A 20,661-nucleotide genomic window follows, 5' to 3' on the forward strand; every position below is an offset into this window, starting at 1 on the left:
GGAGTCGTGAGTAATTGTGGTGCTAGCGGGAGACCTTTCTTCAGTGGGCCTTTCAGGCTCTGGCCGGTAATAGAGGCTTTCAGCCGCAGAGCAAACCTCCAGTTCACACTGGAGGTTTTGATTGTGCAGAAATTTATAGTTTATTAATTTTTTCCTTCGAATTCACCCATTTTTCACTAAAAACCCTATTACATCAGTGGTTACATAAGCTGTTTTCTAAACAAATAGAATACGCTTCGGGAGACTGTTCGCTCAATGATTTTCTATATTGGTTTCTAAAATTTGAGGTAAATTCAAAATTTTTTCCATCTTTTATTATTTCTGGGAGTACGATAGAATAAAGGATAGTATTACAAAAAAAGGATTTTATTTGTTAAAATGAAGGGGTTTACGCAATGGAGAAAGAGTATTATATTTTGGAACCATCTTTAGCTTCTGCTGCAACAAAGCAAGAAAATATTGAAATGTGGCTGAAAGCAAAAGAAACAGATTTTTATAAAGCTCAGATTGAACAGGAAAGAGATTATTGTTTTTGGTGTTATATTACTGAGACTGCGAAACAAACATCGCTGGAAAGCCATACATCAATGGCGTATACATTGAATGATCCGCAAACTTTGAATGTTGCTGCTAAAACGAATTTTATTCTGAACAAGGATGAGGTTCTCTATATTCACACATTATCTGTAGTCCGAGACGGTCAAGTTATAGATAAACTGGATGATATTAATGTAAAAGTTCTGGATCATATACAGGAAGGCAATAATGGAAGTTTTTCAGATCAAAAAAATATAACGATTCTTATTCGGGATCTGCATTTAAATGATGTTTTTATTATTGAGACAACGATCAAATGCAAATACAGTGAAGACAGTCTTCGTAATCAATTTTTCCGCTATAGCTATTCCTATCCTGGGCCTTATTGGGCATATAGTGAATATCGGTTTCAGTTAAAAAATGAAAGCGGACAAGCCCTTGAAGGAAATTATCATTATTTTCGTGATGAATCAGGAAAGATTATCGAGAAGGAAAAAGTTGTTATTGCAGATCAGGGAACATTCGTAATTGAGGAAAAGCTGTTTAACGGAAAGGAAATAAAAGAAGGAGAGATTGAGCCATTTATTGATTTTTCCACTCAAAAAAATTTTACTGAGATTACTGAGGTATTGGCAGAACTATATCAAAAATTTTATCAGGCAGATGTGAATACTTTTGCTGCTGAGTTAATAAAAGAATTAGAACTGCTTCCTTCTTTGGAAAATAAAATCAGATATGCTATAGACTTTGTTCAAAAGCAAATCTATTATTTATATAATGCTTCTGAGATGGATGGACATGAGCCTCAGGCAGCAGATAGTACATTTAAAACAAAACAGGGGGATTGTAAGGCAAAGACAGTGCTTTTAAAAGTGCTTCTTGATTATTTAGGTATTCATTCCGAGATTGTGCTGGTAAATTATGAACGGGATATCTTTTTGCCGGTGTATACGCCATCTCCATTTATTTTCAATCATGCCATTCTAAAAATATATTATGAAGATAAAATTTATTTTGTAGATGCAACGGTGGAAAATGATCAGGGGGTGCTAGGCAAACGTCGAAAAGACAGTTTTATGTATTATTTGGAAATAAAGGCAGGGACTGAGCTGCAGAAACAGATGCCTTTTCAGGAGCAGCCGCCGGTTATTGAAGAGATCATTACCTGTAATGTAAAAGAAGATGCAGCAGATTTTAGCTTAAAAGGTACTTTGCGCGGAAGAGTTGCGAATACAACCAGAGATATGTTTAAAAACCAGACCAATAAAGATATTATAAAGACATTTAATGGTTCAATTTATAATAACATGGCCTTGCACAACAAATATGAAGCTGAAGAGATTGATAAGTACTTCAGTGATACATCTATTCAGATAGTTAATGATAATAAAGAACAAAATGAAATACAGGTACTCTATAAAGCTCGTATTTCCAGCCCTTATCTAAAAGAAGGGAATAAACGCTTTTTGCATTACTGGGATCGAACTTATTTTGTGGATGACGGAGCTAAAAATTTTCATCACCGAGATTTTCCATTTTGGATTGACCGCAATTCAGTGAAAATGGAAATTCATTTAACCACTGATTGTGCTATTGATCAGCAGGAGAAATTTACACGACAGGAATGCGATATCCAATCTGTCTGGCTGCAGCATCGGACGACTAAAAAGATTTCTGAACATGGTGTATCTTGCTATTTAGAGTATCATCCGTATCGCAACTTAGCTATTTCAGGAAAAGAGCTGGAAGAATATATTAAAGTGAATGATCAAATTAGAAACAGCAATTTGGGTGTAGGGATTGATATTGTTGAGGATACATTTTTCAAGAAAATCAGTCGACTGTTCAAAGGGAAATAAGTCCTTTTTATTGTATTCTTTGGAATAGGCCAAGTCAGAAGAATGATTTTATATCAGAAAATAGTTTATTAAGATAAAAAAACAAAAAAGATCAGTTTATGTAGTTAGAGGAAAAACGAACCTCTCAGGGGGACAAACTACGTAGACTGATCTTTTATGAAATTAAAATGACGACTGCATAAGGAAGAGTATAACGACATAAATATGCAAAACTAAAAATGTTTGATTAGCTGTTGTATTAATACGAATTGTTCAGTTTTGAGCTTTTTGGTATAATAAGCTATGTTTTCATATTGAATTAGCTGTTTTATATGAAAACTTCCCGGCATTATTGTTTTGCAGACTAAGTAGTGTCGGGATTGGAAAGAGTTGTTGATTTGTATAGCAGTTTTAAACTAAAAAGTAATATGTTTTTCGTACTTTTCCAATATAAAGGTCATTTTAATTTTAAGGAAGTAACCCCTCTGTTGGTAAATGTTATCAGACATTAAAGAAACGATAAAGTACATTTGAAGCGTTTTGATAAAACCGCACTAAAAAGTACTTTTTGTAAGCAAAAAAGATGAAAAAGCTTATTTATTTCTTTAATGTGTGTGTTATTGACACGAAATGGAGGAGATTTTTTGGAAATTGGAGAGACATTAAGATTTATTCGAAAAAAGAAAAAGTTCACTCAACAGGAGATTTCGAAAAGCTATCTGGATCGCACAGCTTATTCAAGAATTGAAGGAGATGAACGACCAGTTAGAATGAACGATTTAAGTGGGATTCTGGATGGTTTGTCTGTAAATGTGCATGAATTTTTTTCCTATATTATGTTTGATTACGATCAGCAATCTTTTAGAGAATTACTTCATAATTGCCTAGACCAATCCAACAATCATCACGACAAAGAAAAGCTGATCAGTTATTTTAAAAGATTAAATAACAAGACGAATAAAAACTTAAGAGAATTTTCCAACTATTTAGCAATTAAGCACTGCTTTCAAAATTTATGGAATGAAATCCCTCCGATTAATAAAAATGATGTTGAGATCGCTTATAGAAACGTAGCGGATAAAGATTATTATTTCCAATATGATTACGCAATAATCATGAATATTATTCCTTATTTTTCAACTGAACGGGCTGATTCGATTATAAAGCAGGTAATTCCAATCAAAGATGAGGCTAAGAGAGACAGTACAACAAAGAATTTTGCCTACAGTATTTTGATAAACTTAATTAATCTTAGAATTCATGACAATAATTTAAGTTCTGCAAAGGATTATCTTGAACTGGCAAAAAAGCAACCTAGTCTTTTTAGAAATTATAGTCACAGACTGGATTTAAATTATTTGGACAGTCTAATAGAATTTCTATCTAATGGAGATCCTTCTGCTTATACTAAGCTTTTAACTTTTGTAAATATGACCAGAGATATCGGAGATTATGAAAAAGCAGAGACAATGAAAGCAGAACTAAAGACATTGACACAAAAGAAATTTGATGAAAAATATAAAGAAAAGAGAACACATCTTCCAATCAACCTCATAAAAGAGGGATAATTTATAGGAAAGCAAGAAAGATACTGAGACAGCTGGAATTCTGTTTTCAGTAATTTTTATGTGTGCCCTGCATGGGTAACGACTAGTGTCTTGTTCTGAGATTATTCTTCTATAGAACGCAACTGCAAGAATCATCATGGTCAAGTATTTAGGCAGTGGACTTCAAGCAAATCGTCTGTGAAAAATGGCTGCTCGACTCCATCGCTGAATCGAATCCAATCAGCTGTAATTAGTCTTGTAAAACAGCTCTGATTCCCGATTTTCCTTTGACACTGCGGAGATTTTTGACCAGTCGATCTTTTTGCTTTTCATTGACTAAAATGTAACTCCTATTATTTCTTGCTAGGAAAACTTTCTCTTACCAGACTGTACTTATTTAACAGTAATAGAGCGGGTCAATGTCCGGACAAGATAATAGGCGGTGAAAGTCTGCTACAGGTTTGGCAGTAGGAGCTGTTGGATGGCAAGGCGACAATCGTGATGTTGTGGCTGAAGCAGGTCGGATGAGTCTGCATAACAAGACAAAATCTACTACTGATCGAAACCCATACAGTAAATTCAGCAGTTGCAATGAAAGAGAATTTCCTCTGGTAATTGTCCAGTATACTAAAATTGAAGTACCTCCGATGAACGGTTTAGTAAGAAGTATTTGTCTAAACGGAAGAAGCAGACGATTTAAGCTATGAGTATTAGTATAATGAACACAAAAAGTTTTTTATCTGGGAATTGAAAATATTTGGACAAAAATTCACACTGGAATTCCTATGGTTTGTCAGCTTTTTAAATTACTTGATATCTATGAGGAGTAAGGCTCAGCGATAGTTGTGTATAGATGAAGAGGGTTTATGGAATAGTATGAAAACTTGAAAAGGATAGGGCTATGGGGATTCAATTAACATTAATCACAAATAAAGAACAGCTTAGTGAAGTACAAAACATATACCAAAAATCGTTTAGTGAACTGCTTGAGAAATATCAGGACGTAGAGACCAATCCGGCAATGGAAGAATTGGATAGTCTAAAAAGTAAATTTTTGCGTTCGAACACTTCGTTTTTCTTTATAGAATATACTGGCAAAAAAATTGGCGTTATCCGCGTATTGGTGGAACAGCCAATTGGACGTATTGCACCCATTGCGATACTACCGGAAGCGCAGGGACATGGTTTGGGCTATATGTCGATGCTGAAAGTAGAAAAACAGTTTCCAGAGGTGACCTGCTGGCAGCTGGACACGATTAAGCAGGAAGAAAAACTCATCTGTCTTTATGAAAAATTGGGCTATGCTCAAACAGGATTAGAAGTAAAAGTAACAGACAAGATGGATATCGTCTATATGGAGAAAAACATTTCTGTTCTTGGAATGTGAAGTAGCATTTTCAGACAATTATCTTCGACCTGAACCAAAAGTCAATACATAAAGACTCTTCTATTGACTCTTTTTCAGAAAATGACTATAGTCAGTAAGTACGAAAAAAATTAGAAATTAGGGATAGAATGAGTGGAAAGATTTTATGGGAGTTAGGAGAAATTTATACAGCGCCATTAAATTTCTTTCTGATTCTGTTGGGTATGTCGTTTGCAAAAGTAGAATATGGTGTTTTTTATAATTGGCGAGTTTTGGTTTTTACGATTACATTATTGTTTATTCATATCGCAGTCAATATTTTTAATAACTACATGGACTATCAAAATGCAGAGGATTTGAAGTATAAAGAAGTGACGAATATTATTGGCAGAGAACACCTATCACTTAAAACGGTTCGTTCTTCGTTCTTATTGATCCTGCTTTTATCTTTTTTTACAGGGGCATTTTTGACTTGGCATTCAGATATTTTTGTTTTTATTTTAGGAGTCTTTGGATATTATGTAGGACTGGGGTATTCAACCGGAAAGCATCCGATAAACAGTCTGCCGATTGCAGAAAGCATTCCCGCCCTTTTAAGCGGGTATATGATTCCAATGATGAGTGCATACTTAACAAGCTTTCAGTATCAGCAGGAATCAAAGGGCTTTTTATTAAAGACATTTATCGTCTGCATGCCTATGGTTTTCTGTATGTTTAATAATTTACTGGCGAATAATACCTGTGATTTGGAAGAAGATATTAAAAATAATCGAAAAACGCTTGTTTATTATATAGGGAAAAAGACGAGTGTTCGTTTGTTGCTTGTATTAACGGCAGTGCAGGCTGTTTCTATTGCAGCTTCAGTTTATTTGAAATTAGCTTCTCCGTTTCTGCTTCTTTCATTACTATTTTTACCAGTCATTTTCTTTATGTTGAGGCCTTATGTAAAACGACAAATCAAAAAAGAAACATTCCCAATTGTTTTGAAGGCCATGTCTTTGATGATGGTTGGTTATCCGTTAATTTATTTAATCACAGCATTTTTATAGTAAGTTTCGATTAGTATTAAAATTTAAATAAAGTTCAAGAGGCGGTCGGTACAAAAGCGATCAGCTCCGAGAATTAAGAAGGAATATCCAAAAATTGTCAAGGAACACTATTCATAGAATGAATAGCTGTGAATAGATACCTTCATGGAGCTTCTTATATTTTCAGAATCGTTCGGCTTAATTCCGAAGGAGTTACTTTTGTACCGCCGTTTATTCGGGGTTAGATATGAAGAGCGTTTGAAACTTTATTTTTGTCTTGCTCTCTTCTTGTTGCTTCTATGTAAAATCTGCAACAGCAATTTTTTTTATAAGCGTAGATTGATTGAATGACCATCAAGAAAATCATAAAAGTACTGATAGGCTTTGTTAGTATTTGTTGTGATTCTTTTATGAATATAACCATCATTTTCAGCATACTCAATTTCCTATTGCCCCTTTTCAAAAATACTCTGAATAAAATGATTTATTTCATTATTTGATAATGTAAAAAAATTGAAATTATCCAGAGTATGCTCCTCAAACACATAATCCAATGTTTTTTATTGACATTATGGAAATAGTCTCTTCCTTAAATGGATTGTAATTCATGTGATAGGGAAAAGTAAAAGTAGTTTTAATTCTCTTTTTTATTATGATAATTTGAAGTATATTCACTTAAAACCCCAAAAATACTTGACATACAAGGATTCATCCCCTGCTTTTCTCCACCTTATAATAATTTATTTAATAGGTTGTCTTAGGTCGCAAAGCGATCACCTATCTTTAATTTGGAGCCGCTGTTCATTTATATTGGTACATGTTTTATGGTCATGTAAGAACTTGCTTCTACGAATGCTTGTCACCTATCCAGTAGTCTTATATGTAAGACTACTGGATAGATGCACATTTCTTGGATTAGAAGCATAACTTAGGTTTAATCCGGTTAATATGCTAGCATTATTTTGTCAGAAAGATTAAGGTTAGGCGGATAAATTTTTAGCAGGATAATCAAACAGCTTGTTTTTAGAAACTTTTTTTAATGGAAACGATGAATTTTTGTGTTCTCTAGGCAGCAGCCCATATCTTTTAATTGACAATTTATGATAGGATAAGGAAAAGTATTAATGGATATGGAGGCATCAGTAATGATTATTCCGAAAAAATTAAAAAAGGGAGATCATATCCGAGTGATTTTTCCTTCGAGCAGTATGGTAAGAATCGGTGGAGCAGCAGGAAATCAGGAGGCAGAAAAAGTCTTGGGGAAATTAGGATTAACTGTCAGCTTCAGTAAAAACAGTATGGAAAACGATCAAATGGGCTCTTCATCTATTGAATCCAGAGTAGAAGATCTCCATGAAGCATTTCTAGATCCGCAGGTTCAGGGAATCTTAACTTCTATAGGTGGTTTCAACAGTAATGAACTGCTTCCCTATTTGGATTATGAACTTATTGGAGCGAATCCTAAAATATTTTGCGGGTATAGTGATATTACTGCTTTGAATAATGCAATTTATACGAAATCTGATTTAGTAACGTATAGTGGTCCGCATTATTCAAGCTTTAAAATGAAAATGCTTCAGGAGTATCAAACAGCTTCTTTTGAGGATGTGTTAATGAAGTTCGGACAGCATCAATTAACTGCTTCAGAGCAGTGGAGTGATGATCCTTGGTTTCTAGATGAATATAAACCGAATATTAGTTCAAATGGCTGGAAAGTCTATTCTGAAGGGACAGCAGAAGGTGTTAGTTTGGGAGGAAACATAGGGACATTCAATTTACTTTCAGGGACTGTTTATCAGCCTTTAATTGATCATCCTGTTATCTTTATGGAAATGGAAGAAGAAGGGGATTTTAGAGATTTTGCCCGTGACATGGCTTCAATCCTGCAAGTTTATCGGAAACCGGCTGCTTTAGTGATTGGCAGATTTTCTGCTGCAACAGAGATGACGGAAGAGCGTTTGATCATGCTATTGGATAAACATCCTGTAGCAAAAACGATTCCTGTTCTGTACAATGTCAATTTTGGACATACACAACCAATATTTACTTTTCCTGTTGGTCAAAAGATGACAATAAATACAGCAAACCAAGAAATTTCTTTCATGGACCATGAGGAAAATTGATTGCTTTCATTTACCATGAATAGGTATAATATAGAATGTTACTGTGTAAAGGAAAAAAGTTCTAATTAAGCCAGTGATTGACTGTGTAATGGCAAACTAGCGTTCTGCTCAAATTACGATAAAAGATAGTCTGTAGATGATGTCCAATGATAGAAAATAGTAACTTGTACGCTTCAATGACAAGAACGAACAGCTATAAAAGCAGCTGGAGAATCGTCAGTCCCACTGTTACAGGAACATCTAGTAGAATGGTATGTGAACCGATAATCTGATGAATTAGCAATAATTTATTCCTGTGTTAAAAGCTTGCTTCTACGCTTCTACGAATGATCGTCGCATGTCTCTTAAGGTCATGCAAGAACTTGCTTCTGCGCTTCTACGAATGATCGTCACATGTCTGAGGGTCATGCAAGACTTGCTTCTACGAATGATCGTCGCATGTCTTAAGGTCATGCAAGAACTTGCTTCTACGCTTCTGGTATATGCTGTACGTTTCTTGGACTAGAAGTATTACTTAGTTTTAATTTGGTCTATACATTAGGAAACTAAAATGACAATAATTCAATCTTTATAAATGATGAGGGAGTCTGCTGTATGTATAAATTTTATTTACTTGAAGAACATGAATTTGGAAAATTTACTGATGAAGCTGAGAATGGAAATTATCTCCAAACGAAAGAGATGGCTTCGCTGAAAAAATCAAGAGGAGTAGAGGTCTTTTTCCCAGGAGTCAAGGATGAATCTGATAATACCGTGATGTCAGCATTAATGACCAAAACGAAATTGGGCGTAGGTTTTGTTTTTGATATTGACGGACTTGAAATACCTAAAAATAATACAGCGTTGCTTTCTTACTTTCTGGAAAATTTAAAAGAGTATGTAAAAAAAGAAGGATGTTTGTATCTAACAATTAGTCCAAATTGTGCTTATGGTATGTATGATTACTATGGAAAATTGTTGAATGATAAAGATAAGTCAGTGATTCAGCAGTTTTCAAAAGAAGGATATATTCACGAAGGGTTTACAAGCGGCTATGCTACAGATGGGAATCCGCAATGGATTTACAAAAAATCACTTGAAGGTTTTACTGAGCCAGAGCTTCTGAAATCTTATGGTAAAGATGCAAAATACAGTTTAAATAAAGCAAAAAGCTTTGGAATAACAACAAAAGAATTGAGGTACGAAGAGCTTCCGCAGTTCAAAGAAATTACTGAACGTACAAGTATTCGAAGAAACTTCAAGGATAAATCACTGGATTATTATCAAGCTGTTTACAAAGCATACGGCGATCGGGCGAAATTTGTTGTTGCTGAAATAAATTTTAGAACCTATTTGGAGAGTCTGGTACAGCAGAAAGAGCAGCTGCAGAAAAAATTGGATGAAGTAGCAGCATTTTTGGCGATCAATCCTAATAGTCGAAAGAAAAACAACCAAAAACGTGAATTTTCAGATGAATTTTCAACATATGAAAAGCGCATTGAAGAAGGAAAGAAAATGCTTGAAACACATGGAGATGAAGTTGCATTAGCCTGTGCACTGTTCCTGAGCTGTCCCCATGAAACAGTTTACCTCTTTTCAGGAACAGAAGAAGAGTTTAAAAAGCTTTATGCGCCATTTTTAATTCAAGATAAAATGCTAAGATATTCAGTGGAAAAAAATATTCCTTTATACAATTTTTATGGAATTGAGGGTATTTTTGACGGCTCAGATGGTATTCTGAAATTTAAGCAGTCTTTTAATGGCTACGCAGAAGAAAAGATTGGTACCTTTAAAACAATTATTAATCCTGGTAAGTATAAAGCATATATGATACTGAAGCATGTTCGCGAGTTCGTTAATAAACTCAGAGGTAGAGGGTAGAATAAGGCGCCTACTATCAGTTTGTTGGTTTATACTTAGAGTGATGGGACTATGACAAACACTTTATCCTTGTTTTTTTTGAGGAATATTTCGTCTTTTTCTTTAAAAAATGTTTTTTGATACAGAAAAAACCTTTAAAGTTAAGTACTTATATCAGTTTTCTTGCTGATATAACATACAAAAGAACAGTTTTTCTCTCATTTTAGTTTTTTTTGTATTTTTTGAGATTATTTATGCAAAATTTGCAAAAAATAAGTGTATGTCTTTATTTCTTCATATTTGTTTGTTATTCTTTACTTAAGAAAATGGATGTTTGTAAACATGTTTTTTCTTAATTTGAGAAAGGGAGGCCGGAATGATAAAATTGCTCATGCAATATTGTCTAATACTGCTGCTTGTGAAATAATACAGTAGTCTAATGATTTACTTCAAATTACAACAGACTTTAAAGAACTATAAAGTGCAGACCAGATTAAGTTCAATTTTCAATTTAGAAAGTGCAAAAGTAAGCTATGGTGCCTGGGGAGGTGCTATAGCTTGTTTTTTATTTAGAAACCAGCTTATAGAGAATGAGAGATCAAGAGGTGTCGATGCCAAAGACAATTCATTTAGTGAAGAGGGTGCGTGGGATGGATATAGTTTTTAACCAAAAACGTATGAAATGGATACAAAGGATTTTAGAATACAAAAAAGGTATCAGATCTATTTATAGTCCTGATACCTTTTCTATTCCGTAGTGTTACTACTCAACTCGTCCATTGAACTGTTTTACTCCTTACTTTAAGCAGTTAATTTTAGTTGTTGTATAGCTTGTTCAATTGTGACACCATAGGCAACTTTGTTATGATCATTCGCATCATAGACCATAAAAATGTTTTTCTTTGTGTCTAGAGCTACACGGTAGTCAATGTTTCTTGTTTTGTATGTCATAGAAATCATACTCCTTTCATAATTGTTTCTTGAAAGGCAACGATAATATGATAACGAAATCCTAAATACATCATATCATTTTTTTCCTCTATTTACAATTGTTATTATTTAGATTATTTATTTTGTTTCTTTTCTTAAATGTTGGATTATTTTGCCTTTTCCCCATTTCATAGTAAAATAGAACTATAAAGGGAGGGATTCATCATGGAACAAACATATCGAAATATCTTAGTAGCAGTTGACGGTTCAGCTCAGGCAGAACAAGCGTTTGAGAAAGCACTTGAAATTGCGAAACGAAATCAGGCAAAGCTTCATATTGTTTATGTTATTGAGGAAATCGGTAATTATTTTGGGGAGCTTACGGTTTCGGTAACCAATGCGATGGAAGTCCTTAGAAAAAGAGAAGAAGAAAAAATGCAGCAGAGAGCAGACTTGGCTCATGCAGGCGGGTTGGATAATGTGGCAACCTATGTTCTTTATGGTTATCCTAAAACATTGCTTTCTGATTTTTCTGAATCTGAAGAGCCGATTGATTTAGTTGTGATTGGTAAAACTGGGTTGAATGCATTGCAGCGTGTACTTGTAGGCTCAACAACCTCGTATGTGGTTAATCACTCTAACAGTGATGTATTGGTTGTTGCAGGGAAAGAATAGGTACTTAGGAGAAGTGAAAATAGTGAGGAGGATTCGCTTATTTTCACTTCTTTTTCTGTTAAAATGGAAGTGATATTTTTTCTCAAAGCTTGTTTTCAAATCTTCTTAAAGATGTTAAGTTATTTATAACAGTAAAAAAAGAGGGAGTGAAAAGATGCTTTCCGAAGAGCCAATTGCTGTTTTGGAAAAGAAGAAGCTGCAGCTGTAATTGTCAGAGGCACAGAAGAAGCGCTGGTGTGCGGTGCTTAATTGAGATTGAACGCCCTGAGACGATTGATCCTATGCAACTGGATTGTCAAAACTGGATGACTGGCTGATTAGAGAGTATCGCTGATATCACAACTGCTGGAAATACTGAGGACTATAGAAATGTCCGCTTAACTAAATAAAGAGTTAACTGTAGAAAAAATAACATTTCAACAACTGGTTTGAATTTCTGCAGTTTTTTTGTTAAAATGTATTTTATGTGAATGAATATAATGGTTGGGCGGAAGCTTCAAGGATCAGGTTCTTCAAGGGGTGAGAAGAACGACTTTTGAGTTCGGCCTCTTTTGTGTGTTCATTGAGAGGAATAATCCGTTTCCTTGTAAACAATCTTTAATTTTTATGCTATTTAGAAAATTGACAAAATTGACGAATGCTGGAGGTGAGAGGATGGTATTCAATGCATTGGAACAGATCAGACTGGCGGAAGAGCGTGTACAGGAAATGAAAAAGGATGTACAGCGTGAAATGGTTGAGTATGAAGCGAAAATGGAACAGGAACTGCTCCTTCTTCAAACGAAAAACCAGAAAGAAGTAGAAGAGCTGCTGAAGGAGACAACAAAAATTCAACAGCAGCAGCTTCAAAATGAAAAAGAACTATTATTGAAAGAAGCAGAGGAACAGAAGGATCTTTTTAAGGAGAAGTATGATAGAAATAAAGATGAAATGATTGATTATGTCATTGAAAGGGTGAATGTACTTTATGGCAGTCAATAAAATGGAGAAAGTAACGATTATAGCTGCGGCAGATCAGGAGGAGACGATCCTTCAGGCAATTCAGGGACTGCAGGCAGTAGAAATCAAAGATTTCTATCATTCCAGTGTGGACCAGTCCTATATTGATCACTATTTTTCTTTAGATCAGACAGCAAGCAACAGGCAGAGGAAAAAATTCTACGAAGAAATGCTGCTGAGGATTCATGATGTACTCCTGTTTATTGATTATTTTTCAAGTAAAGAAGGACATAAAAATGGTTTTAAGAGGAGAGTACAGTCATTGGATTCTCTGGAATCATCTTTTAATCAGGAGAAAATCCTAGGTTATCTGAGTGCTGTTGAAAGTTTAAAAAGGCGTCTGGATTATGTGAACAGTCAACGGAAAAAGCTTCTTACAGAAGAAGATTGGCTGACAAGGTGGCAGGCACTTGATGTTGTACCTCAGCAAGTGATACTGACCGAGGCTTCTCTGGTATCAGGTTCGATTAATGCAGCGAACAATGAAGAGTTTCAAGCAGCTTTAAAGAATATCCCTTCGATTTATTATGAAGAGTTGTATTATAGTACAAATCATGTTTACTACAGCCTGATTTATTTGAAAGAAAATGAAGATGAGATTGGCGGACTGTTAAACCGTTTCAGCTTTGAGCGAATGAATTATCCTTATGATGTTGTACCGAGCAAAGCCTATGAAAATACAAAAAAAGAACTGGTAGAGCTTGTTGATGAAGAGAAAACAATTAAGAAGGAACTTGGGGTATACAGAGATCATCTTGAGGAACTGTATCTTGCAGAAGAAATGATTTATGCTCTGATTTATCGGGAGCAGGCAAAGGACCATTTGTTAAATACACACTATTTCTGTCTGATGCAGGGGTGGATTCCTGAGGAAGAAAAAAATAATTTTTTGTCAGTCCTAAATAAAGCAGTCCCTGAAACCGAGGTATATCTGACATTCGAACAGCCGACTGCTGAAGAAATTCAGATGGATATTCCTGTTAAGTTAAAAAATAATAAAGTTGCAGCACCCTTTGAAATGCTGACAGAAATGTACAGTTTACCGAAATATGATGAAATTGATCCTACACCGGTGATGACTCCTTTTTATATGGTATTTTTTGGGATGATGGTTGCAGATCTGGGTTATGGACTGTTAATGTTTCTTATAACAATAGTTGTAAGAAAAAATATAGTTTTGAATAGAGTTAAAAAACGTTTTGTTGATTTTTTCTTTATCCTGTCATTTCCGACAATTGTTTGGGGAATTATCTACGGTTCATTTTTTGGTGTTGATTTTCCAAAAACACTGTTTAGTATACATCTGCCGTTTCCAATTCTTTCAACAACTGAAGATGTGAATACGATTTTGCTTCTGTCAGTGGCGTTTGGTTTTATTCAGCTGATGACCGGTTTGATTATTAATGGAATTGAATTGATGAAAAGGAAGCAGTATCTCACAAGTATTGGCGACAGCTTTGCCTGGCAGGGATTGCTAACAGGTATTCTGATTGCTGTTCTGGGAATGCTGGTAATGAACAACAATGGCTTTTTCATTGTCGGAATCACAGCAGCTGTAATTTCTGCCCTGTCAATTGTGGCAGTACCTGTGATTCAATCCAAATCCAAAGTAAAAGGGATTGCTAAAGGACTTTATGAACTGTACAATTTAACGGGTTATATTGGTGATTTGGTTAGTTATACACGTTTAATGGCACTGGGAATTTCAGGCGGAAGCATTGCTGCAGCTTTTAATATGCTTGTTGCATTCATGCCGCCGATTGCCAGATTTACTGTCGGAATTTTGCTGATTATCGCTTTGCATACGTTAAACTTGTTCCTGAGTTTGCTGGGTGCTTATGTTCACGGTGCACGTTTGCAATATGTAGAGTTTTTCGGAAAATTTTATTCAGGAGGCGGAAGAGCTTTTCAACCGCTGAAAGCAGAAGAGAAACATCTGAATATCGAAAAGACGAAATTGAAGAAATAAGTGGAGGAATGTAGAGATGATTGATTATTTAATTAATGAAAATGGCGGAATACTTTTTGCAGTTTTAGGAATGGCCATGGCAACAATTTTATCTGGTATTGGGTCTGCCAAAGGTGTTGGATTCACAGGAGAAGCAGCAGCAGCACTGACAACCGAACAGCCTGAGAAATTCGGACAAGCTCTGATCCTGCAGCTGCTTCCCGGAACACAGGGATTATATGGATTCGTTATCGCGTTCCTTATCTTTATCGACCTTGATAATAGTATGACAATGGTTCAGGGACTGAATTATTTTGTTGCATCATTACCAATTGCATTTGCAGGATTATTCTCAGGTATCTCACAGGGACGTGTTGCTGCGGCAGGTATCCAAATTCTTGCTAAAAAGCCTGAACATGCAACAAAGGGAATTATTTATGCTGCAATGATAGAAACCTATGCAATTTTGGGCTTTGTAATTTCCTTCTTACTTGTGCTGAATGTGAAGTAAGGGAGGTTGACTATGGATGCAATTGAAAAGATTGTTGAGCAGATTCTCGAAAAAGGAACCCGCGAAGCAGAAGCAGTCAAAAAGAGCGAAGTAAACCGTATTGAAAGTAACTTTTATGAACAGATTGCTGCTTTGGACATTCAAAAAAAGCAACAAATCACTAAAAATGCGGAGCTGAGTAAAAAGATATTTAGGCAAAAACAAAATCGACAGCAGCTGGAAGTAAAGCAGGCGACATTAAACAGCAAGCAGGAGCTTCTCGGTCAATTGTTTAAAGAAACGACTGAAAAAATGAAGCAATGGGATACAGAAACCTTTCAGCAGTTTGCATCTGGAATGTTATCCAAGCTGGATTTATCCGGTGAAGTTGTATTCAACGCAGGAGAATACTCAAAAGATAAAATAAGTCAGACCTGGCTTGATCAATTTGCAACAGATAAGCTGACATTACAGTTGTCTGAGAAAATCATCCCAAAAGAAAGCGGCTTTGTGCTTGCAAAGGATGGAATTGAATATAATTTCCTGTTTTCTACGTTGGTTCAGGAAGTACAAACGACGGAAATCTATAAAATAGCGGAGATGCTATTTGGTTAGGAGAGGATAGCGTTGAAAGAAACAGCATACAATCAAATCAATCCTTTAATTCGTCTTAAAGAAATGGAGCTGCTGACAGCATCCCAATATGAGCAGCTATTGAAGGCAGCAGATATGGAGGAGCTTCGTGATATTTTAAGAAATACTGTTTATGGAGAATATTTAAAAACAGATTTTGAGGAAAATTTTGAGTATATTTATTCAAAAGAACAGGGTAAGTTATTTGAATGGCTCTATCAGATGGCGCCTGAGCCTGAAATTATTGCTATCTATACTTCTCGTTTTACTTTTCATAATTTAAAGGTTCTGACAAAAGCAGAGGTCACAAATCAACATTTGGACCACCTATTTATTGAGGACGGGCGATATTCTCTATCAACTATGAAAAGTGCGGTTCATACAAAAATGTCCAGTGAACTGCCGGAAGAGCTGCTGAGTGCTATCAGAGAGGTATTTGATTATCTTCAGGAATCAACACTGCTTCAGGCGATTGACGTTATCTATGATCGGCTGTTTTTAACCTTTCAAAAACAACTGGCGGATAAATTGGGATACTCAGATATTATTGCAGAGGTTACAGCGTTTATTGATCTGACAAACATTGCTGTTATGGCAAGAGGGATTATTCAGAGGCAAACGAGAACTTTTTTATCCACTATCCTTTCTAGTTCGGGCAGTATTGCAAAGCAAGACCATTTGCCATATGCAAAAGAATCGTTGGAAGCATATACCTCATTTATTTTATCAACGAAATATGGTGATATGCTTTCTTCAATCGTGAATCCGGAAACGCATGTTTTGGATTTAACTGCCTTTGAAAAAAAGAAAGATGATTATTTAACAAACCTTTTTGTTAAAGGGCGTGTGACTGCATTTGGCCCATTACCTTTGCTTGCGTATCTAAATGCAAAGGAAGTAGAGTGGAAAAACCTCCGTTTGCTTGTTGTTGGAAAGAAAAATCATTTTCCGACAGAACGACTGAAAGAAAGGATGCGGATAGTCCATGGCTCATAAAATTGGCGTTATCGGGGATAAATATTCTGTTATGCCCTTCAAACTGTTTGGCTTTGATGTTCGTTATGGGATGTCTGCTCGTCAAATTAGAGACAGCATTGAACAAATGGCTGCTGAAGATTATGGTGTAATCTTTATTACAGAGGAAGCTTCTGAACAGGTCTCAGAAACAATCAACCGTTACAGAAGCAGAATCCAGCCGGCCATCATACTAATTCCTAGTAATGCAGGATCAAAGGGGATTGGAAAAAAGGCTGTGCAGAAAAATGTTGAAAAGGCAATTGGACAAAATATTTTATAGAATTTATCTGTTGAATTCAAGAAGGATGAAGCTGAAGAAACTTTTTAACACTATGGAAATTTAGAGCCTAAAATAATAATAGAACAAATTACTTACGAGTATCATATGAATTCCGGAAATTTTGAGTTAAGCAGATGAAAACCCAATCTGACTTTGAATGGGAGGGGTTCGCAGTGCTGCTTTTAATGGAAAGCTGTAATGCGGTTAATGCCCTCTGATAAATTTTCAGTGAAAGCTCGGAACAGGAGGAATGATAGTGCAAAAAGGAAGAATTGTTAAAGTATCCGGTCCGCTGATTATGGCAGATAACATGTCCGATGCAAGTGTGCAGGACATCTGTTATGTAGGCGATTTGGGAGTAATAGGAGAAATTATTGAGATGCGCGGTGATGTCGCATCCATTCAAGTATATGAAGAAACAACTGGAATCGGTCCGGGTGAACCGGTGGCAACCACAGGAGAAGCTCTGTCAGTGGAGCTTGCTCCGGGACTCATCTCTGAAATGTTTGATGGGATTCAACGTCCATTGGATACCTTTGCAGAAGTGACTGCCAGTAATTTTCTCAGCAGAGGTGTAAAAATCCCTTCATTGAATCGAGAAAAGAAATGGCTGTTTGTTCCTGTCGCAGCGGTTGGTGAAGAAGTTTCAGCAGGCGACATCATCGGTACGGTTGAAGAAACGGAAGCTATTCAGCATCGTATTATGGTGCCAGTTGGTGTATCAGGTAGAATTACGGAAATAAAATCCGGCAAATTCACAATTGAAGAAGTTGTTTATGTTCTTGAGACAGAACAAGGTAGCAAAGAGTTCACCATGATGCAGAAATGGCCGGTTCGAAGAGGACGTCCAATTTCTCAGAAAATGAATCCTGTTGCACCGATGATTACCGGTCAGCGAGTAGTTGATACCTTTTTCCCGGTAATCAAGGGGGGAGCAGCAGCTGTTCCAGGTCCGTTTGGTGCAGGTAAAACAGTAGTTCAACACCAAATTGCCAAGTGGGCAGATGTTGATTTGGTTGTTTATGTGGGCTGCGGCGAGCGTGGAAATGAAATGACGGATGTACTAAATGAGTTTCCTAAACTAATTGATCCAAATACAGGCAAATCATTAATGGAACGGACAGTATTGATCGCAAATACGTCCAATATGCCTGTAGCTGCTCGGGAAGCATCGATTTATACAGGAATTACTATTGCAGAATACTTTCGTGATATGGGCTATTCAGTGGCAATTATGGCAGATTCAACGTCCCGCTGGGCAGAAGCACTTAGAGAAATGAGCGGGCGTCTGGAAGAAATGCCGGGTGACGAAGGCTATCCTGCTTATCTCGGCAGCCGACTGGCAGAATATTACGAACGTGCAGGTTATGTCGTTGCATTAGGAAAAGATCATCGGGAAGGCAGCATTACAGCTATCAGTGCTGTTTCACCATCAGGAGGAGATATTTCTGAACCAGTGACACAAAATACTCTGCGTGTGGTGAAGGTATTCTGGGGGCTGGATTCGGCATTGGCTCAGAAACGACATTTTCCATCAATTAACTGGCTTCAGAGTTATTCATTGTATAGTACAGAAGTCGGCAAATATTTGGATCAGCAGCTGCAGCAGGATTGGTCTGCAATGGTAGCAGACGGAATGAGAATTTTGCAGGAAGAATCACAGCTGGAAGAAATTGTACGACTGGTTGGAATTGATTCTTTATCTGATAAAGACCGTCTAACTTTAGAAACTGCTAAATCGCTTAGAGAAGATTATTTGCAGCAAAATGCATTTGATGATGTGGATACATTTACTTCAAGAGAAAAACAGTTTAAGATGATGCGTCTGATTCTGACATTCTTTGAAGAAGGAAAGAAAGCCATTGAATTAAATGCTTACTTTTCTGAAATTATGAAGGGAACGGAAGCGATTCGAGATAAAATAGCCCGAAGCAAATATGTTCCGGAAGCAAAGATTTATCAGATGGATGAATTGGCAGGCGAAATTAAAACAACGATGAAGCAAATTGTGGCAGATGGAGGGATGACCAATGATTAAAGAATATCGTACGATCAATGAAGTTGTCGGTCCCTTGATGATTGTTGAAAAAGTTGAAGGTGTAAAGTATGAGGAACTGATCGAAGTTCGCATGCAGAATGGTGAAATTAGAAGAGGTCAGGTACTTGAGGTTAATGGAGATAAAGCGATGGTTCAGATTTTTGAAGGAACCAGCGGCATTAATATTCGTGATTCGAAAGTTCGATTTTTAGGTCATCCTCTTGAACTGGGTGTTTCAGAAGATATGGTTGGTCGTATTTTTGATGGACTTGGACGTCTCAAGGATAATGGTGTGGCTATTCTTCCTGAAAAACAGGTGGATATCAATGGGGAAGTAATCAATCCATTTAATCGTGATTATCCAGATGAATTTATTCAGACTGGAATTTCTGCAATAGATCATTTAAATACATTAGTCCGTGGTCAGAAGCTCCCTGTATTTTCAGGATCAGGGCTGCCGCACAAAGAGTTGGCGGCACAAATTGCCAGACAGGCAAATGTGTTGAACAGTGAGGATGATTTTGCGGTTGTATTCGCAGCAATTGGAATTACCTTTGAGGAAGCAGAATTTTTCATGGAGGATTTTCGTCAGACCAGTGCAATTGACCGTTCTGTTCTATTCATGAATCTGGCCAACGATCCTGCGATTGAACGGATTGCTACGCCAAGAATGGCATTGACAGCTGCTGAATATCTGGCTTATGAAAAAGGCATGCATGTGCTGGTAATCATGACCGACATGACAAATTATTGTGAAGCACTGCGTGAAATATCAGCAGCTCGACGTGAGGTTCCTGGTCGCCGCGGGTATCCGGGATACTTGTATACGAATTTGGCAACATTGTATGAACGTGCCGGACGAATCAGAGGTCTAAAAGGCTCAGTGACTCAAATTCCAATTTTAACCATGCCAGAAGATGACAAGACGCATCCGATTCCTGATTTGACAGGCTACATTACGGAAGGTCAGATTATTTTATCCAGAGAGTTGTATAAGAAGGGGATTCAGCCGCCGATTGATGTATTGCCGTCGCTTTCTCGTTTGAAGGATAAAGGAACAGGCGAAGGGAAAACAAGAATTGATCATGCGCCGACAATGAATCAGCTGTTTGCTGCCTATGCACAGGGAAAACAGTCAAAAGAACTGGCTGTGGTTCTTGGAGAATCAGCACTTTCTGATGTTGATAAAATCTACGCGAAATTTGCAGATCGATTTGAAAATGAGTATGTCAATCAGGGCTTCTCTGAAAATCGTTCAATTCAGGAAACGCTTGATCTTGGCTGGGAACTGCTGTCCATCCTGCCGCGAACTGAATTAAAGCGAATAAAAGATGATATGCTGGATGAATATTTGACTGTGGGAGAGTGATTTT

The 20,661-nt window shown here is 36.5% G+C and carries 16 protein-coding genes and 1 other annotated feature; of the genes, 15 read left to right on the forward strand and 1 reads right to left on the reverse strand.

Annotated elements, in window-relative coordinates; genetic code table 11:
* Positions 1–395 precede the first annotated feature (395 nt).
* The 6 genes from IW492_RS09650 to IW492_RS09675 all read left to right on the forward strand — a co-directional run bounded on the left by IW492_RS09650 (position 396) and on the right by IW492_RS09675 (position 10,299).
* Entirely contained in the window at positions 396–2,396 is a 2,001-nt protein-coding gene (locus IW492_RS09650) for a transglutaminase domain-containing protein (protein WP_202067413.1), read from the forward strand.
* Positions 2,397–3,019: 623 nt separating this feature from the next.
* A complete protein-coding gene (locus IW492_RS09655; RefSeq protein WP_202067414.1) occupies positions 3,020–3,943 on the forward strand; it encodes a helix-turn-helix domain-containing protein in 924 nt (307 codons plus the stop codon).
* Between the two features lie 880 nt (positions 3,944–4,823).
* Entirely contained in the window at positions 4,824–5,309 is a 486-nt protein-coding gene (locus IW492_RS09660) for a GNAT family N-acetyltransferase (RefSeq protein WP_202067415.1), read from the forward strand.
* 128 nt (positions 5,310–5,437) lie between these two features.
* Positions 5,438–6,337, forward strand: coding sequence for a prenyltransferase (locus tag IW492_RS09665; protein WP_202067416.1), 900 nt, complete (start codon positions 5,438–5,440; stop codon positions 6,335–6,337).
* Positions 6,338–7,461: 1,124 nt separating this feature from the next.
* On the forward strand, positions 7,462–8,439 hold the full coding sequence (locus IW492_RS09670) for a S66 family peptidase (RefSeq protein WP_202067417.1): 978 nt from the start codon (positions 7,462–7,464) through the stop codon (positions 8,437–8,439).
* A gap of 594 nt (positions 8,440–9,033) precedes the next feature.
* Positions 9,034–10,299: an aminoacyltransferase gene (locus IW492_RS09675; protein ID WP_202067418.1), complete on the forward strand. Its 1,266-nt coding sequence runs from the start codon at positions 9,034–9,036 to the stop codon at positions 10,297–10,299.
* A gap of 780 nt (positions 10,300–11,079) precedes the next feature.
* On the opposite strand, the gene IW492_RS09680 is transcribed toward IW492_RS09675, so the two are convergent.
* Positions 11,080–11,229: a hypothetical protein gene (locus IW492_RS09680; protein WP_202067419.1), complete on the reverse strand. Its 150-nt coding sequence runs from the start codon at positions 11,227–11,229 to the stop codon at positions 11,080–11,082.
* A 204-nt stretch (positions 11,230–11,433) separates the two neighbouring features.
* On the opposite strand from IW492_RS09680, the gene IW492_RS09685 reads away from it, so the two are divergent.
* The 9 genes from IW492_RS09685 to IW492_RS09725 all read left to right on the forward strand — a co-directional run bounded on the left by IW492_RS09685 (position 11,434) and on the right by IW492_RS09725 (position 20,657).
* Entirely contained in the window at positions 11,434–11,883 is a 450-nt protein-coding gene (locus IW492_RS09685) for a universal stress protein (protein ID WP_202067420.1), read from the forward strand.
* Positions 11,884–12,364: 481 nt separating this feature from the next.
* Positions 12,365–12,412 (forward strand) — a sequence feature (sodium ion sensor (DUF1646 type); this cis-regulatory element may regulate processes involved in with the transportation of sodium ions).
* Positions 12,413–12,537: 125 nt separating this feature from the next.
* Complete coding sequence (locus IW492_RS09690; RefSeq protein WP_202067421.1) at positions 12,538–12,864, forward strand: hypothetical protein; 327 nt, start codon at positions 12,538–12,540, stop codon at positions 12,862–12,864.
* Positions 12,851–14,851, forward strand: coding sequence for a V-type ATP synthase subunit I (locus IW492_RS09695; RefSeq protein ID WP_202067422.1), 2,001 nt, complete (start codon positions 12,851–12,853; stop codon positions 14,849–14,851). Before IW492_RS09690 ends, IW492_RS09695 begins: the two co-directional genes overlap by 14 nt.
* Positions 14,852–14,867: 16 nt before the next feature.
* On the forward strand, positions 14,868–15,341 hold the full coding sequence (locus tag IW492_RS09700) for a V-type ATP synthase subunit K (protein WP_202067423.1): 474 nt from the start codon (positions 14,868–14,870) through the stop codon (positions 15,339–15,341).
* Between the two features lie 12 nt (positions 15,342–15,353).
* A complete protein-coding gene (locus tag IW492_RS09705) occupies positions 15,354–15,935 on the forward strand; it encodes a hypothetical protein (protein WP_202067424.1) in 582 nt (193 codons plus the stop codon).
* A gap of 12 nt (positions 15,936–15,947) precedes the next feature.
* Positions 15,948–16,949 (forward strand): V-type ATPase subunit, encoded by a 1,002-nt coding sequence (locus tag IW492_RS09710; RefSeq protein ID WP_202067425.1) that lies wholly within the window; start codon positions 15,948–15,950, stop codon positions 16,947–16,949.
* Positions 16,939–17,250, forward strand: a complete 312-nt coding sequence (locus IW492_RS09715; RefSeq protein ID WP_202067426.1) for a V-type ATP synthase subunit F — start codon at positions 16,939–16,941, stop codon at positions 17,248–17,250. Before IW492_RS09710 ends, IW492_RS09715 begins: the two co-directional genes overlap by 11 nt.
* Positions 17,251–17,506: 256 nt before the next feature.
* Positions 17,507–19,288, forward strand: coding sequence for a V-type ATP synthase subunit A (locus IW492_RS09720; RefSeq protein ID WP_330927794.1), 1,782 nt, complete (start codon positions 17,507–17,509; stop codon positions 19,286–19,288).
* Positions 19,281–20,657, forward strand: coding sequence for a V-type ATP synthase subunit B (locus IW492_RS09725; RefSeq protein WP_202067428.1), 1,377 nt, complete (start codon positions 19,281–19,283; stop codon positions 20,655–20,657). The genes IW492_RS09720 and IW492_RS09725 overlap by 8 nt, the downstream gene beginning before the upstream one ends.
* The last annotated feature ends 4 nt before the right edge of the window (positions 20,658–20,661 follow it).

The sequence above is a fragment of the Enterococcus sp. BWB1-3 genome (assembly GCF_016745275.1).
Classification (GTDB): domain Bacteria; phylum Bacillota; class Bacilli; order Lactobacillales; family Enterococcaceae; genus Enterococcus_L.

What these genes read in the sequence shown, in the direction of transcription:
- IW492_RS09705 (WP_202067424.1), top strand. Translation starts at nt 15,354, where the DNA reads ATGGATGCAATTGAAAAGATTGTTGAGCAGATTCTCGAAAAAGGAACC.
- IW492_RS09695 (WP_202067422.1), top strand. Translation starts at nt 12,851, where the DNA reads ATGGCAGTCAATAAAATGGAGAAAGTAACGATTATAGCTGCGGCAGAT.
- IW492_RS09670 (WP_202067417.1), top strand. Translation starts at nt 7,462, where the DNA reads ATGATTATTCCGAAAAAATTAAAAAAGGGAGATCATATCCGAGTGATT.
- IW492_RS09715 (WP_202067426.1), top strand. Translation starts at nt 16,939, where the DNA reads ATGGCTCATAAAATTGGCGTTATCGGGGATAAATATTCTGTTATGCCC.
- IW492_RS09725 (WP_202067428.1), top strand. Translation starts at nt 19,281, where the DNA reads ATGATTAAAGAATATCGTACGATCAATGAAGTTGTCGGTCCCTTGATG.
- IW492_RS09700 (WP_202067423.1), top strand. Translation starts at nt 14,868, where the DNA reads ATGATTGATTATTTAATTAATGAAAATGGCGGAATACTTTTTGCAGTT.
- IW492_RS09680 (WP_202067419.1), bottom strand. Translation starts at nt 11,229, where the DNA reads ATGACATACAAAACAAGAAACATTGACTACCGTGTAGCTCTAGACACA.
- IW492_RS09690 (WP_202067421.1), top strand. Translation starts at nt 12,538, where the DNA reads ATGGTATTCAATGCATTGGAACAGATCAGACTGGCGGAAGAGCGTGTA.
- IW492_RS09650 (WP_202067413.1), top strand. Translation starts at nt 396, where the DNA reads ATGGAGAAAGAGTATTATATTTTGGAACCATCTTTAGCTTCTGCTGCA.
- IW492_RS09675 (WP_202067418.1), top strand. Translation starts at nt 9,034, where the DNA reads ATGTATAAATTTTATTTACTTGAAGAACATGAATTTGGAAAATTTACT.
- IW492_RS09685 (WP_202067420.1), top strand. Translation starts at nt 11,434, where the DNA reads ATGGAACAAACATATCGAAATATCTTAGTAGCAGTTGACGGTTCAGCT.
- IW492_RS09665 (WP_202067416.1), top strand. Translation starts at nt 5,438, where the DNA reads ATGAGTGGAAAGATTTTATGGGAGTTAGGAGAAATTTATACAGCGCCA.
- IW492_RS09660 (WP_202067415.1), top strand. Translation starts at nt 4,824, where the DNA reads ATGGGGATTCAATTAACATTAATCACAAATAAAGAACAGCTTAGTGAA.